This window comes from Bacteroidota bacterium (assembly GCA_016721765.1).
Classification (GTDB): Bacteria; Bacteroidota; Bacteroidia; order UBA4408; family UBA4408; genus UBA4408.
Genome location: JADKHO010000001.1, coordinates 652577 through 667500 on the forward strand (window position 1 = coordinate 652577; position 14924 = coordinate 667500).

At 39.3% G+C, this 14924-nt stretch carries 13 protein-coding genes; 7 read left to right on the forward strand and 6 right to left on the reverse strand.

The genetic code is table 11. The features are described 5' to 3' along the window. The first annotated feature begins 67 nt into the window (after nucleotides 1-67). Complete coding sequence (locus IPP32_02415; protein ID MBL0046939.1) at nucleotides 68-1678, forward strand: T9SS type A sorting domain-containing protein; 1611 nt, start codon at nucleotides 68-70, stop codon at nucleotides 1676-1678. Nucleotides 1679-1870: 192 nt separating this feature from the next. Next, the gene (locus tag IPP32_02420) at nucleotides 1871-2749 is read left to right on the forward strand and encodes an Omp28-related outer membrane protein (protein MBL0046940.1); all 879 of its coding nucleotides are present in this window, start codon (nucleotides 1871-1873) and stop codon (nucleotides 2747-2749) included. 58 nt (nucleotides 2750-2807) lie between these two features. Here the strand turns inward: IPP32_02420 and IPP32_02425 are convergent, their stop codons facing one another. The 5 genes from IPP32_02425 to IPP32_02445 all read right to left on the reverse strand — a co-directional run bounded on the left by IPP32_02425 (nucleotide 2808) and on the right by IPP32_02445 (nucleotide 9064). After that, nucleotides 2808-3920 carry an efflux RND transporter periplasmic adaptor subunit gene (locus tag IPP32_02425; GenBank protein MBL0046941.1) on the reverse strand — a complete coding sequence of 371 codons (1113 nt, stop codon included), beginning with the start codon at nucleotides 3918-3920 and terminating at the stop codon, nucleotides 2808-2810. 105 nt (nucleotides 3921-4025) lie between these two features. Continuing rightward, nucleotides 4026-5276, reverse strand: coding sequence for an ABC transporter permease (locus IPP32_02430; GenBank protein ID MBL0046942.1), 1251 nt, complete (start codon nucleotides 5274-5276; stop codon nucleotides 4026-4028). Nucleotides 5277-5331: 55 nt separating this feature from the next. Further along, nucleotides 5332-6558, reverse strand: coding sequence for an ABC transporter permease (locus tag IPP32_02435; GenBank protein ID MBL0046943.1), 1227 nt, complete (start codon nucleotides 6556-6558; stop codon nucleotides 5332-5334). A gap of 57 nt (nucleotides 6559-6615) precedes the next feature. After that, entirely contained in the window at nucleotides 6616-7284 is a 669-nt protein-coding gene (locus IPP32_02440) for an ABC transporter ATP-binding protein (protein MBL0046944.1), read from the reverse strand. Nucleotides 7285-7450: 166 nt separating this feature from the next. After that, complete coding sequence (locus IPP32_02445) at nucleotides 7451-9064, reverse strand: T9SS type A sorting domain-containing protein (protein ID MBL0046945.1); 1614 nt, start codon at nucleotides 9062-9064, stop codon at nucleotides 7451-7453. Between the two features lie 218 nt (nucleotides 9065-9282). On the opposite strand from IPP32_02445, the gene IPP32_02450 reads away from it, so the two are divergent. Further along, nucleotides 9283-9621, forward strand: a complete 339-nt coding sequence (locus IPP32_02450) for a PadR family transcriptional regulator (protein MBL0046946.1) — start codon at nucleotides 9283-9285, stop codon at nucleotides 9619-9621. Next, complete coding sequence (locus tag IPP32_02455) at nucleotides 9621-10751, forward strand: hypothetical protein (protein MBL0046947.1); 1131 nt, start codon at nucleotides 9621-9623, stop codon at nucleotides 10749-10751. Before IPP32_02450 ends, IPP32_02455 begins: the two co-directional genes overlap by 1 nt. Before the next feature lie 54 nt (nucleotides 10752-10805). Here IPP32_02455 and IPP32_02460 read toward each other — a convergent pair whose 3' ends face one another. Beyond that, the gene (locus IPP32_02460) at nucleotides 10806-11864 is read right to left on the reverse strand and encodes a WG repeat-containing protein (GenBank protein ID MBL0046948.1); all 1059 of its coding nucleotides are present in this window, start codon (nucleotides 11862-11864) and stop codon (nucleotides 10806-10808) included. A gap of 249 nt (nucleotides 11865-12113) precedes the next feature. Between IPP32_02460 and IPP32_02465 the strand changes: the two genes are divergently transcribed. From IPP32_02465 to lysS, 3 genes are all read left to right on the forward strand, one after another. After that, the gene (locus IPP32_02465) at nucleotides 12114-12287 is read left to right on the forward strand and encodes a hypothetical protein (GenBank protein ID MBL0046949.1); all 174 of its coding nucleotides are present in this window, start codon (nucleotides 12114-12116) and stop codon (nucleotides 12285-12287) included. Nucleotides 12288-12297: 10 nt separating this feature from the next. Beyond that, a complete protein-coding gene (locus IPP32_02470) occupies nucleotides 12298-12642 on the forward strand; it encodes a single-stranded DNA-binding protein (GenBank protein ID MBL0046950.1) in 345 nt (114 codons plus the stop codon). 455 nt (nucleotides 12643-13097) lie between these two features. Next, nucleotides 13098-14609, forward strand: a complete 1512-nt coding sequence (lysS, locus tag IPP32_02475; protein ID MBL0046951.1) for a lysine--tRNA ligase — start codon at nucleotides 13098-13100, stop codon at nucleotides 14607-14609. Nucleotides 14610-14924: the final 315 nt, after the last annotated feature.

Sequence of the window (14924 nt, forward strand, 5' to 3'; positions counted from 1 at the left end):
GCATAACTACAACTTAATATTCGCGCAACATACATCCTGTTTCTTTGCAGCATAAAATTAAAGAAACATGAAAAAATTTTACACTTTACTTTCAACTGCACTTCTAAGCTTAAGTGCATTGGCACAAAATTTTACCGCAACTTCTTACCGTGGAGCATTTGCCCCAGCACCCGCTGCAGCATGGACCGACGGTTGGACAAACTGGGATCCGCAAAGTGTTAATTATCCTGCTACTACAACTACTGTAAATTCGGATATAACAAGTAATACTACTTGGACAACCGGAACAACTGTGTTTTTGCAAAACAAAGTGTACGTTACAAATAATGCAGTGCTTACCATTCAACCCGGAGTAATTATTCGCGGAGATAAAGCTACCGAAGGAACCTTAATTATTACAAGAGGTGCACAAATTCAAGCACAAGGAACCTCCTCTAGTCCTATTGTATTTACAAGTAATTTTGCTGCAGGTAGTCGTGCACCTGGAGATTGGGGAGGCGTAATTATTTTGGGAAATGCCAGCAATAACCAACCCGGCGGAACAGCTGTAATTGAAGGTGGTTTAGATAGCTTAAAAGCCAAATACGGGGGAAATAATGACATGGATAATTCCGGGGTGTTTTCCTATGTAAGAATTGAATTTGCAGGATTTCCTTTTCAACCTGATAAAGAAATTAATGGTTTAACTTTAGGTTCATTAGGATTAGGAACGGTTGTGAATCACGTTCAAGTGAGCTTTAGCAACGATGATTCCTTTGAATGGTTTGGTGGCACTGTGAATTGCTATAACCTAGTTGCTTATTGTGGTGTGGATGATAACTTTGATACGGATAATGGCTATCGTGGAAATTGTCAGTTTTTATTAGGTGTGCGCGAACCGGGTTTGGCCGATCAGTGCACCTGCAGCACCAGCGAAGGATTTGAATCCGATAACAATGCCGGAGGAACCACAGCAACTCCAATTACCGGAGCAATTTTCTCCAACATAACTGAAATTGGTCCTTACCGCGGAAGTACCTCCAATGTAATTGATGCAAAATTTAAAAGAGCTTTGCGCATCCGAAGAAATTCAAGTATTTCTATTTTCAATTCCGTTTTCACGGATTGGCCTACCGGATTGCACATTGATGGTTCCTCTTCAGAAGCCAACGCAATTGCCAATACTTTGGTTTTTAAAAACAATGTATTTGCGGGAATGGGAGCAACTACTCAAGTAAATGCCGGAAGCACATTCGACATCGCCAATTTTTTTACTGCTAACAGCAACAGTGCACTGCCTCAAGGTGCCGATATTCAGCTCACCAATCCTTATGATTTTAATGTGAATGATTTTCGACCGCAAACAACTTCACCGCTAACATCCGGTGCTGATTTTACACACCCTTTGTTGGCAGTTGGAATTACTGACTTAACTAATGTGCTTCATTTTTCATTACAACCCAATCCTACTAATGGTAACTTTAACCTGACTATTGGTATAAAAAAGGCGCAAGAATTAAGTGCTGAACTGTTTGATATTACAGGTAAAGCAGTTATGAACTTAATTCAAAATGAGAATCTTTCTCTTGGAAACCACAGCTTTACTTTTTCAAGCAAAGGATTAAACCCCGGGATTTATTTTTTATGCGTAGTGTCGGGCAATTCCGCAAGCACCCATAAATTAGTTGTTACCCAATAAAGTCAATTTTTAACTTATAAAAAGGCACGCAAAAATTAACTGCGTGCCTTTTTTGTTTTGAATGAAATCCTAAATTAATTGGGTTGACTAAAAGTTAGGCATGCTGCGTCCCTAAACAATTTTTATCATTTGCAATTTGCCAAAAATTTTGTTTATTTGAAGAATAATAATCTTTAAACCCAAGCAGAACAAATGAAAAAAATAATTTTTATTTTAAGTATAGCGCTTATTTCATTAGGCGCTTGTAAAAAGAAAGCCGATGAAAAAATTGCTGTACCAGGCTGTATGGATGAAAGTTCCTTAACCTTTAATGCCGATGCTACTGAAGATGATGGCTCTTGCGAATACATCGAAAAAGTGAATCGCGCAGCTTATATTCACTTTACCGAAGATTGGTGTGGGCCTTGTGGTGCATACGGTGGACCAACTTTTGACTCCTGCGTTAAAGTGTTGGAAGGCAGTAACATTTCATGCATGAAAGTGTACGAAAGTTCAAATGTTTCTGCTATGAATAACCCAACTGCAACGCTCATGGAAAATGCTTCTAATTATAACATTACAGCTATTCCAACCATGTATGTAAATGCAATTAAAAAAGGAGTTTCTGCAAATATTTCCAGTAATGTTAATTGGGTAAAATCGCAAGCAGTTTATTTCTCTAATCAGCCGGTTGTTGCCGGGGTTCATATATCTAAAGGTATAGATGGAGGCACAATGAACGTAACGGCAAATATTGAATTTTATTCTGCTATAGCGGTCGGAAAAGATTATCGTTTATCCATTTATGTATTGGAAGATAATATTGTTTCGAAGCAAACTGTTGACGGAGTTTCCTCACCGGTATTGACTTATGTACACCGCAATGTATGGCGCGCTTCTAACGGTCCTGATTACAAAGGAGTGAAAATAAATAACAGTGCGGCAATTACAGCCGGTCAGCGTTTTGATTTATCTGCATCAATAGTGCTAAAATCAACTTGGAATCAAGCTAACATGAAAGTGATGGCGGTTATTTGGGAAGTTCCTGCAACAGGAATGCCTAAAGTGGTGAATTCGAATATCAAAAAATAATTTTACTAAATCCCAAAAAAAAAAGAGGCTGTTCCCTAATAGGAGGCAGCCTCTTTTTTTATCCTTGTTTAGCGGCACCCATGCCATTCATTTCGGGAACTTTAATTTTATCGGCTTTCTTTACCCCATCCAACACCTCAATGTTAACCCCATCGGATAAACCTGTCTTTAAAAAGCGTTTTTCATAGGTATTTGGAGCTTTTTCTATTTCCACAAAGGTTTTGTCTTTCTCGAACTGTAACACCGTTTCAGGCACCGATAATACTTTGTCTTTTTTATCTAAAATAATATCCGCATTAGCGCTATAACCGGCACGCAAAAATGAGCCACCCACACTCTTATTAATGGCAGCCCGTATTAAAAATTGTATAGCGCCATTCTCCGTTACTCCTTTAGGGGCGATGTATTCGAGGTTTGCTTTAAAGCTTTCGGCATCAATGGCACCAATGGTTAGCACCAATTCCATTCCTAATTTTATTTTACCTACTTCGCTTTCATCCACCTTGCCTTCAAATATCATTTCACCCATGTTTGCAACAGAAGCAATAGTAGTACCTTCATTAAATGTATTGCTTTCAATCACACTGCTTCCTTCCTTAATGGGCACATCCAACACCATCCCGGTAATGGTACTGCGAATTAAAGTATTGGTTGCATTTCCGGCACTTTTGGTAACGCCTTCCTTTATTAATTGCAAATTATTTTCGGATGCATCCACCTCTTCTTGTGTTGATTTTAACCTTAGTTCAAAGGGCAAAATTTCGGCTTGCGCAATAACTTGTTGTTTAAGCAGAGATGCATTTCTATCGTATTCCACTTTGGCATTGTCATAACTTATTTTAGCTTGATTGAGCCTGTTCTCGGCATTGGCTAGACTCACCATGTTGGGAATAATTTTAACTTTTGCAATTACATCTCCGGCTTTTATTTCCTGTCCGGCCAGCACATACATCTTTTCTACAATGCCCGAAACTTGAGCTTTCATGTTCACTTCCCTTCGCGGGATAACGCTACCGGTGGCAACCGTTTTTTTCACTATTGCGGTATCAAAAGGGCTTATGGTTTGATACACCACAGGTGCTTGTTCGGATTTTTTGTACAAAAAATAAAAAGTCCAAACAAAAACGCCTAGTAAGGCTACTCCCAAAACAATTTTTACAATTTTTTTAATCATATTTTCTTTTTTTTCGCGATGTTTAAATGGGTCAAACTGTTCCTAATTTCAATGTTAATCAAATCGTTTTCTTTCTCCCTTAAAAGGGGATTAATTATTTATTTATTCTGCACGCAATGCTTCCACGGGATGCACCGATACGGCCCTTCTTGCCGGTATTAACCCCGCCAAAGCGCCACACACAATCAAAACCGAAAGCGAAACAATAGCAATGGATATATCAACCGTTGGATTATTAAACATGGGCACTTCGGGACCAATTGCAGCGTTCACTGCTTCCAGCAAAAATATTCCTATCACCAAACCAAAATATCCCGCAAAGGAGGTGAGAAAAACAGATTCCATAATAATTTGAGATGTTACCGAAAATGGGGTAGCTCCTAAGGCGCGTTTCACACCAATTTCTTTGGTACGTTCTTTCACAATAATGAGCATAATGTTACTGATTCCAATTACACCGGCAATGAGGGTTCCTATTCCCACAAACCACACCAACATGTTTATTCCGGTAAATAAACCGTTCATTTTATTGTATTGCATTTCCATGTTCCAACTTCCCACTGCCTGCATATCTTCGGGTGCAATTTTATGTCGTTCTTTTACCAATGCTTTCACCTTTTCCTCTGCTACCGAAGCCTCTATATTGGGTGCTGAAGAAATGGCAAACCAGCCCACAATATCTCCGTAATTAAACGCATTTTGAAAGGTAGTAAAAGGCAATTCAATTCGCTGAGCATCTTGGCGCGCTTCTCCGCCATTCGACAAGGGAACTGTTGTACCAATTACTTTAAAATAAACCCCGTTTATGCGAATGTATTCCCCAATTGGATTCTCTCCCGTTTTAAATAATTCTTCTACCACACGCGTTCCAATGATGCATACTTTGCGCTTTTCGCGGATATCATTTTCGTTTAAATAACGTCCACTTGTAATTTTAACTGCTTTTATTTTTGCTAAATTTGGATAGATACCATTCACTTCATAATTGCCTGTTTTTAAGCCGCGCATCACACTGTTTCCTCCCCGCCATCCTCCTAATTGATTTTGCGGAGATACCACCGAGAGCTCCTTTAATTGCGAAAGTGCTACCACATCTCCATTGTTAAAATTAAAATATCGCCCAGGTTTCATGCCCTTGTAGGGTTTAGTGGTTTTTTGCGTCCACATAAAAAAACTGTTGGTGGCAGTTCCCTTAAAATCATTCATTACCCCATTCTTTAATCCGTTTCCGGCGCCCAGCATAATAACCAACATAAAAATTCCCCAACCCACCCCTAAGGAAGTGAGTAAGGTGCGCAACTTATTTTTCTTTATAGTTGCGTAAATCTCTTGCCAATTATCTCTATCAAACATTATTTATTTGCTTTTAACTTTTCACTCGTAAGAAACGTTTTTGTTTTAGTTAGATTTATTCAGCTCTCAATGCTTCAACCGGTTCCACTCTCGATGCACGTAATGCAGGAAATAATCCCGCTAAAGCACCCGCAACAATTATCAATAAAGTAGCTGATATGGCCACGTTAAAATTTACTTCGGGGTTTTGAAAAAAATCACCCTTAATGTTATCACTCATCAATTGCAATACACCTACACCTAGCACTAATCCTACATATCCGGCTACAGCCGTAATAAAAACCGACTCTTGAACAATCAACATAACAATAGAAGTAGGAGTTGCTCCAAGTGCTTTTCGTACGCCAATTTCCTTTGTGCGTTCTTTTACAATTATCATCATAATGTTGCTTACTCCCACTACTCCGGCAATAAGCGTGAAAATGCCAATGATTAAAACAAAAATCTTAATGCCATCTAACATGGTCATGATGCGCTTGTACTCTTCACTCCAGTTGTCTACCCGTACAGCATTTAAATCGGCGGGGTCAAAATTGTGTTTTGCCGCCATTAAATTGCGGATTTGATTTACCATTCCGGCACCATTTTCAAAAGCTTCTTTATCAATGCTCGCCCATATATTGTCGATTTTATTTTCACCGTTATAGGCACGTTGTATGGTGGATAGCGGAACATAAATTCGGGGTAAATCTCCATTTCCGGGATCGGTAAAGACGCCAATTACTTTAAAGGGAGTGCCTTCTACATCAATAAATTTATTTATCGGATCTTCTGTTTTAAATAATTCATCGCGCACCGGTGTGCCTATAACGCATACTTTTCGGTATTCCTTTATGTCGTTATTGTTGATAAATCTACCTGTAAGAATGGAGGCATTTTCGAGGTAGTCGTGATCGGGTAAGCAGGAACGAAAGGTGTAGGAACCATGGCGGTTTTTATAACTCATCATTTTCGAGTTCCAACCATAAAACACGGCGCTGCTGTGTTCAATGTGCTTTACATTTTGACTGATGAGCGCATAATCTTCATTTGTTAATTGAATTCTTCGGCCGGGTTGAATTCCTTTATATGGCATAGTAGTGTTGCCTCCTTCAATGTTCACGCTATTTACAGCATCTCTTAAAAATTGCGATTCTGCTCCATTGCGCAAACCTTGACCCGCGCCTAGCAATACAATCAAAATAAAAATACCCCAAGCCACACTAAAAGCCGTGAGAAAGGTCCTCAGCTTATTTTTGCTGATGGTACCCAGTATTTCTTGCCATTTGTCGCGGTCGAACATGTGAGTTGCACTTACCCTTATGCTGTATAAAGGGAGATTTGTAAAATTTAATTATGCTTAATTTTCGTTCACTATTAACCCGTCCTTTAATCGAATAATGCGGTCGGTCATTTTGCTGATATCGTCTTCGTGTGTAACAATTACAATGGTAATTCCTTGCTTGTTTACTTCTTTAAAAATATTCATCACTTCCTGAGAAGTAGCACTGTCGAGTGCTCCAGTGGGTTCATCGGCAAAAATAACTTTCGGCTTTGCAATTAGTGCTCGTGCAATGGCTACGCGCTGCTTTTGTCCACCGCTTAACTCGCTCGGTAAATGGTCGGCCCAATCGCTTAAGCCTACACGCTCTAAATACTCCATCGCTATTTTATTGCGCTCTCTACGATTCACTTTTTGATAATACAAGGGAAGAGCAACATTTTCGCGGGCATTTTTAAATGCCAATAAGTTGAACGATTGAAACACAAAACCTAAAAATTTATTGCGCAATTGTGCCGCTTTCGCTTGAGATAAATCGCGCATCAAAATATTATTCAACTTGTATTCACCCGAATCATAATTATCGAGAAGACCTAAAATATTTAGCAAGGTTGATTTACCTGACCCGGAAGACCCCATGATGGAAACCAACTCACCCGGCTTAATGTGCAAATCGATTCCTTTAAGCACATGCATGCTGTTATTGCCTACCGTATATGATTTATTGATTTGCTTCAGGTGTATCACGCGGGGATTTTTTGGGAATTAAAAGTAAAGGATTTTTTGGGTTTAGTAATTCCCATCACCCGAATAAAAGTTAAATGATGTTATATAACCAACTTCTACGGTAAAATAAAACACGTAATTTCAATAAATTCCTATCGCTTTAAAGTGCTTTCGCCCTATTGCATTGTTACTCCTGCTTTACTATACGTTGAGTATGCTGTTCCGCTTCGCTTATAACTCTAACAAAATAAATTCCATTTGCTTGCTCCGATATATCAATTGGAGCGGACATATCTATTTCTAATTTATGATAAACCAGTTTACCAAACGCGTTATATATTTCGATAGCCGGATTTAAATTGGCACCACGCTGTTTGGCGATTACATGAAACAAACCCGAGCTTGGATTGGGCTGAATAAACCATTGACTTTTTTCATTTGTTACTTCACTAAGACCTACTAGATTATTAGTATATCTAAGTACAAAAAAATCGGCTTTCGCCCCGGTTTCTCTTGTACCGGCAACCACAATTTTCCCATCTGCTTGAAGCGCAACCGACCTGGCAATGTCGTTAGCACTTCCCACAGTTGTAATAACTTTTCCATCCGTATCAAAAGTCATATCGAGTGCACCGGTGGAAGTAAATCGAACCAAGGCAACATCGCTTCCACCATTGGTAGTTCCGGCCAACACTATTTTTCCGTCGCTTTGTAGAGCAATGGAACGCGCTTCTTCTAATCCCAAACCAAGATTTGTAGTTGCCACACCATTCGAGCCAAAACTTGGGTCCATAGTACCATTACTATTAAAACGAACCAATGCAAAATCACAGTTCGAAAAATTGGAGCATGCTGCTCCGGCCATTAAAATTTTTCCATCCGGCTGCAAAGCCGCTGCGAAAGCATTATCGGTGTAGCTTCCCATATTTAAATTGGGATCTATCAAATCGCCATAAACCACACCGCCGTTACCAAAGCTGGAATCAAACGATCCGGTGCTGTTCAAACGAATTACAATAAATCGATGCGCTCCGCCCGTTGGATTAAAATAATAATAACCCGCTACAAGAATTTTTCCATTCGCTTGCACCAACACTGAGTGTGCGAAACTCAGTGAATTTGTTTGCACATTAGAAGGACCCACTATATAGGTTTCCTGGCCAAAATTAATTCCAAAACTGTTGTCTAAAGTTCCATTGCTGTTTAATCGACTCAGGTGAAAATCGGGGCTGCCTGCACCATGACCTGCCAACAGTATTTTTCCATCTGCCTGCAGTGCAATCGATTCACAATACCCTTCTCCCACAAACGACGCTTTACCATTTACTCCAAAGCTATTGTCCAATGCACCGCTTGTGGTATATCTAACCACTCCAAAACTATAAGAGGTGGGATTAAACGCAAGGTCAACTAATGTCCCGGCTACCAAAATTTTTCCATCCGGTTGCACCATCATGGTGTTACCTAAATCGCCTAAACTGACATTGCTAAAACTTAAAAAATCGGTTGTTACTATTCCATCTGTATCAAAGGTATTATCGAGTGTGTCGTTGGTATTGTATCGCACTAGCGTATAATCAGCTTTTGTTCCGCTGCTGCCGCCCGTGGTATTGTATCCGGCCACCAAAATTTTGCCATCACTTTGCACGGCTATGGATTGTGCCCGGGAAGTAGACGTTGGTCCAAAATCGGTAATTACTTTTCCTCCTACACCAAATGAGTTGTCTAAAGCCCCGGCCTGTGCATAAATTGAACAATAAGAGGCGGCAATTAACCATACTGTGCACATTATTTTTTTCATAATTGTTTTTTGTTTTTTAAATCGAAATGCTTAGTATTTAATTGCATTGGATGTAAATAACCATAAAGAATAACGATATGCTATTACCATTCTCAGTAATAATTCAAATTGTTGTACAATGAAGTTTGCTTAAAATTTTTTAAGCTGATTTTCAATTACTTAAATAATTTTTTTAACTCAGTTCACTTATGCATAAATATCTTATGTATATTTGTCCTATGTATTCATCAGAACTAATCAAAGGAACTTTAAAAACAATCGTTTTAAAGTTATTGTCCGACAACAAAAAAATGTACGGATATGAAATCACCCAAAAAGTAAAAGAACTTACGGGCGATAAAATTCAAATTACCGAAGGTGCATTGTACCCTACGCTTCATGCTTTGGAAGACGAAGGCAGTGTTACTACCGAGGTAATGAACATTGGAAAAAGGGTGCGCAAATATTACACACTTACGAAAAAGGGAAAAACAACGAGTAAAGAAAAAGTGAGTGAATTTGCCGATTACCTAAACACGATGAAATTTTTACTCGACATTAAACCGCAGCTCGGATAATGTATACGCTAAGTGAACAACAAATTGATTTTATACTTCTCGACATTAAAAACCGGGGAGTGGAAATGGAGGACCTGCAACTAAACCTCCTGGATCATATTTGTTGCATTCTAGAAAGTGAGTGCAAACCGGAGGATAATTTTGAAACGATTTATCAGCAAACCATTTCCCGCTTTTTCAGGAAAGAGCTGAAAGAAATTGAAGAAGAAACCCTCTTATTATTAACCTTTAAAAACTATTACGCAATGAAAAAAACAATGTTGGTTAGTGGAACAACTGCTGTTATTTTTTTAATGGCCGGATCCTTATTTAAATTAATGCATTGGCCGGGTGCCGGTGCAATGTTGGTACTAGGGGTATTTTTATTAAGTCTTATTTTTTTACCTCTGCTTTTTCTCACCAAAAGCAAAGAAGCAGCTTCTTCGCAAAATAAAGTAGTAATAGGGCTGGGAGCTTTTGTTGGAATTCTTTATTGCTTATCCACCCTTTTTAAAGTAATGCATTGGCCGGGAGCAAGCATATTGTGGTTTTCAACGGTTGGACTTTCTGCATTTGCATTTATTCCCCTCTATTTCTTCACCGGCATTAAAAATCCGGATACTAAAACAACTACTATCGTAACATCAATTCTTTTGGTAGGTGCAACTAGTATTTTATTTATGCTGCTAAATGTTCGGCCACCCAAAAAAGAGCTCCAATTAAAAATGTACAACTACTTACAAAGTGAAGCCGTGCTCACACGCATGCATGCCAGTCATACTTCTGCCGCTACGAGCAACGAAAACACAAAAATGCTGGATGAAATAAATTTATTGTGCACCCAACTAAAAACGCTTATTGTAGAAAATGCAATCGGCGAGAAAACAATTCCAGTTGATTTTGAGGCAAAAAACATTTTGATAGAAGATGGTGGACTGGGCAACAATTTTTACAATGATGGAAAAGGAGCCAAATTAATGGCTCAGTTAAAAGAAGTAATTGTAAAATACAATGCTCAATCAAGCACTCCTCTTCCCCAAAAAAATTCGGCGCTGGACAGTGACTTTGGAAATATTGCCAACTACAATGTTTACACGGTATTAAATAGCCTTACACAATTGCAGTTATTTGTAGCGACAGTAAATTCATAATTAGAAACAAAAAAGCCCGGTAGAAATTCCGGGCTTTTATAAAATTCATGTTTATTACTTCACCAACTCCATATCCTTAATGCCTTCATAGGTGGGTTCAATAATCCATTTTCCTTGTTTGTCGATTATGCCCCATTTATCTCCTTTTTTAGCGGCGGCATATCCGTTTTTAAAATCACGGGAGCCATCAAATTGCGGTTCAATTACCCATTTACCGGTATTATCGTAAAAGCCTATCTTCTCATTTTTCTTTCCCTCAGCCAATCCTTCGCTAAAATCATTTAAAACTTCACCATCGTATAGTTTTTTAAAGCTTCCATCGCTTGATATAAATGCCCATTTATCTTCCACCTTCACACGAGCAATTCCGCTTTCCTTGTCAAAGTCCTTGCCGGCTGTAAATTGTGGCTTAATAACCCATTGACCTTTTGTATTAATGTACCCCAATAATCCACCACTCGCTTTAGCCCAAGCCAATCCATTGCTAAAATAGCCTACACTTTCGAAACGGGCGGGAATTGCAATTTTGCCATCCACACCAACAAATCCAAATTGCTTATCGGCAGCACGAAACGGAGCCAATCCTTCAGCAAATTCATTTATATCTATTACATTGCCCGGCAATAAAATTTCATCACCTGCTTTGTTTAGCACAAAGAACTTGTCGCCCCTTTTTGCGGTTGCAAATCCCTTGTTAAAATAAGATGCATCGTCGTATTGCGCTTTTATGGCAAGCTTTCCGGCTGCATTTAAATAACCCCATTTGTTTAGGTATTTCACCAAGGCCATGCCGTCAACAAAGCCTTCGGTATTAAAGTTAAGCCCAAATCCCTCCTTCATTCTATATCCTTCAATTTCGGTTTTTAATCTTTCGCCTTTTAAATTTATGAAGTAAAATTGCTTCTCTTTCACGTCGTAAATAAGCGCTAAACCTTCTTCCGAAAATTTCCAGCATTTCACATAATCAGCCTTTAGTATGATTTCGCCCTTCAAATTGGCGTATCCCCAAGTTTTGCTTCCGATTGGTTTTACTTGCGTGATATAATTTTGTGCATACAGGTGTAAAGCAGTAAATAGTAGGGCTACCAAGCTGCTAAAGAGTTGTTTTTTCATTGCGATTTATATTTTAAAAATTCATTGCAAAATTATTAAAAAAAAGAAATAGTTTGTCAGATTCGTTTACCTCCTCATTTTCTTAACATCAATGAATACAAGGCTTTCAAGCATCTATTTAAACAAGAATTTTTAGCACTAAAAAAAGCTGCAACTTAAAATCACCTCTTTTAAGTATTGCAAAGCGCTAGTTGCGCCCCCATTTTTGCATCGTAAAATTTATCAAAAACAAAACGAAAAAAAGCAAACATGAACTACTATTTTAAAATTCATTGCACCACGTTTCCGTTTCAAAAAAATTTGTTTCACGCTTATATCGAACAACAGCAAACGCGCTACGAAAATTATGAATGGATAGCAGCGCACTTGCGGTATATAAGTACAGTAAAATCCATTCAACAAAAAATAAATACAAACAATTAAAAACAAAAACATGAGCAATTTAAGAAACAGCGTAAGGCTGATTGGAAATCTAGGCGCAGCGCCGGATGTAAAAAGTTTAGACAAGGGCAAAAAAGTAGCCCGGGTGAATTTAGCCACCAACGAAAGCTATAAAAATGCAGCCGGTGAAAAGGTAACCGAAACCTGTTGGCACAACCTTGTTGCCTGGGGAAAAACAGCCGATATCGTGGAGAAATATCTTGACAAAGGAAGTGAAGTGGCCATTGAAGGTAAACTCACAAGCCGCAGTTACAACAACAAAGAAGGGGAGAAAAAGTACATCACTGAAATTGTGGTGAACGAGGTGTTGATGTTGGGTAAGAAAAGCGAAGCTTGAGTTTCATGAGGGATAGCAAGCTGTCAAAAAGTTATGAGGTTAATTCGCCGACAGCTTGCCCCCTCATTTTTAAAGCACACATTTTTGAAGTTCCCTTTTTTTTCAAAAGATTATCAATTTCAGTTTTATTAAGATACACACCTGCAGCTAATGCCGTAACATTAATGCAGTCCCTAAAAAATCCCTCTCCACTGGTCCGCTCGGATTCATTTTGTGGAGAGGGAAATAGGGCTTATTGCAAGTAAAAGCCTTTTCTGGGCTTATTTCAATCTATTCAAATGTCCTTGCAGATTTGATTTTATTATATGTTTGACAAACCAGGATTTCATTTTTAATCCGCTTGATTTGTAAGCCGTTTTTCACAAAATTATTCGCGCATTCCAGTTCGTAAATTCGCAACAATTCCTTATCCGTAACCCAATTCCATTTCTATCTTTGCAAAAATTATTTATAAAATGAGCACAGAATTAAGCGAACAGGAAGTGGTGAGACGAAATAGTCTCAACGAACTATTAAAACTGGGAATCAATCCCTATCCTGCGGATTTATTTGAGGTAAATTCAAATGCCAAAGATATTTCGGAGAATTACGAACGCGATAAAATTTCATATAAAAACATCAGCATCGCAGGCCGAATCATGACCCGCCGCATTATGGGCAATGCTGCCTTTGCCGAAATACAAGACTCTACCGGTCGAATTCAAATTTATGTGCGCCGTGATGATATTTGCGAAGGTGAAGATAAAACCATGTACAATACCGTGTTTAAAAAACTGCTCGACATCGGTGATATAATTGGCGTAAGTGGCTATGTGTTTACCACACAAACCGGAGAAACTACCCTTCATGTGACCAATTTAAAATTGCTCTGCAAATCGTTAAAACCCCTGCCAGTAGTTAAAACAGATGAAGAAGGGAATGTGTTTGACGCTTTTACTGATCCGGAACAACGCTACCGCATGCGTTACCTCGATTTAATTGTAAATCCACAAGTAAAAGATACTTTTCGCAAGCGCACTCAACTCACCAATAGCATGCGTGGCTTTTTAAACAATAAAGGTTATCTTGAAGTAGAAACACCGATTTTACAACCCATTCACGGAGGTGCTGCTGCACGCCCATTTCATACACATCACAACACGCTCGACATGAAATTGTATTTGCGTATTGCCAACGAATTGTATTTAAAAAAGCTAATCGTTGGCGGTTTTGATGGCGTGTATGAGTTTGCCAAAGATTTCCGCAATGAGGGAATGAGCCGTTTTCACAATCCGGAGTTTACGCAAATGGAGTTGTATGTGGCGTATAAAGATTATAACTGGATGATGGATTTAGTGGAAGAAATGGTAGAGAAAATTGCCATGGACATTCATGGAACCACCGAAGTACAAGTGGGCGAAAATTTAATTAATTTTCACCGTCCTTGGAAACGCTACACCATGTATGGCGCCATTAAAGAATTTACCGGAATCGATATCACCGAAATGAATGAAGAGCAAATGACTGCCGCTGCTGCAAGTATTGGTGTACACGTGGACAAAAGCATGGGGCGCGGAAAAATTATTGATGAGATTTTTGGAGAGAAATGCGAAGCACTCTTGATTCAACCTACTTTCATAACAGATTATCCGCAGGAAATGAGCCCGCTGGCAAAGAAACACCGCAGCATGCCCGGTTTGGTGGAGCGCTTTGAAGCCATTTGTAACGGCAAAGAAATTTGCAATGCATACAGTGAGTTAAACGACCCAATTGACCAACGCGCGCGTTTTGAAGAACAATTAGAGCTCGCCAAACGCGGCGATGAAGAAGCCATGCAATTGGATGAAGATTTTTTACGTGCCATCGATTATGGAATGCCTCCCACCTCCGGACTTGGAATTGGAATTGACCGACTGGCCATGATTATGACCAATTCGAATTCTATTCAAGATGTATTATTTTTTCCGCAAATGCGCCCTGAGGCTTAAGTAAGTTTGGAACGGTGGCGCATTCATGAGCATGCAAAAACAAAATAAACAAATAGATGTGAACAAAGCCCCCCGGGGCCAAAAAAAAAGGAAAAAGGGGCCCCCCCCCGGGCCCAAAAAAAAAAAAAAAAAAAAAAAAAACCCAACAAAACCCCCCCCCCCAACAACAAAAAAGGAAAAGCGGGCGCCCCCCCCACCACCCAAAAAAAAAAAAAAAAAAAAAAAAAACCCACCCCGCCCCCCCCCCCGGGGGAGGGGGGAGGGGAAAACACGCCCTCCCCCCCCCCCCCTTGCTCCCCCCCCCCCCCAAAAAAA

Bases quoted from the DNA above. Each gene is read 5' to 3' on its own strand.
- IPP32_02415 (MBL0046939.1), top strand. From the start codon at position 68: ATGAAAAAATTTTACACTTTACTTTCAACTGCACTTCTAAGCTTAAGT.
- IPP32_02465 (MBL0046949.1), top strand. From the start codon at position 12,114: ATGAACTACTATTTTAAAATTCATTGCACCACGTTTCCGTTTCAAAAA.
- IPP32_02445 (MBL0046945.1), bottom strand. From the start codon at position 9,064: ATGAAAAAAATAATGTGCACAGTATGGTTAATTGCCGCCTCTTATTGT.
- IPP32_02420 (MBL0046940.1), top strand. From the start codon at position 1,871: ATGAAAAAAATAATTTTTATTTTAAGTATAGCGCTTATTTCATTAGGC.
- IPP32_02450 (MBL0046946.1), top strand. From the start codon at position 9,283: ATGTATTCATCAGAACTAATCAAAGGAACTTTAAAAACAATCGTTTTA.
- IPP32_02435 (MBL0046943.1), bottom strand. From the start codon at position 6,558: ATGTTCGACCGCGACAAATGGCAAGAAATACTGGGTACCATCAGCAAA.
- IPP32_02430 (MBL0046942.1), bottom strand. From the start codon at position 5,276: ATGTTTGATAGAGATAATTGGCAAGAGATTTACGCAACTATAAAGAAA.
- IPP32_02460 (MBL0046948.1), bottom strand. From the start codon at position 11,864: ATGAAAAAACAACTCTTTAGCAGCTTGGTAGCCCTACTATTTACTGCT.
- IPP32_02470 (MBL0046950.1), top strand. From the start codon at position 12,298: ATGAGCAATTTAAGAAACAGCGTAAGGCTGATTGGAAATCTAGGCGCA.
- lysS (MBL0046951.1), top strand. From the start codon at position 13,098: ATGAGCACAGAATTAAGCGAACAGGAAGTGGTGAGACGAAATAGTCTC.
- IPP32_02455 (MBL0046947.1), top strand. From the start codon at position 9,621: ATGTATACGCTAAGTGAACAACAAATTGATTTTATACTTCTCGACATT.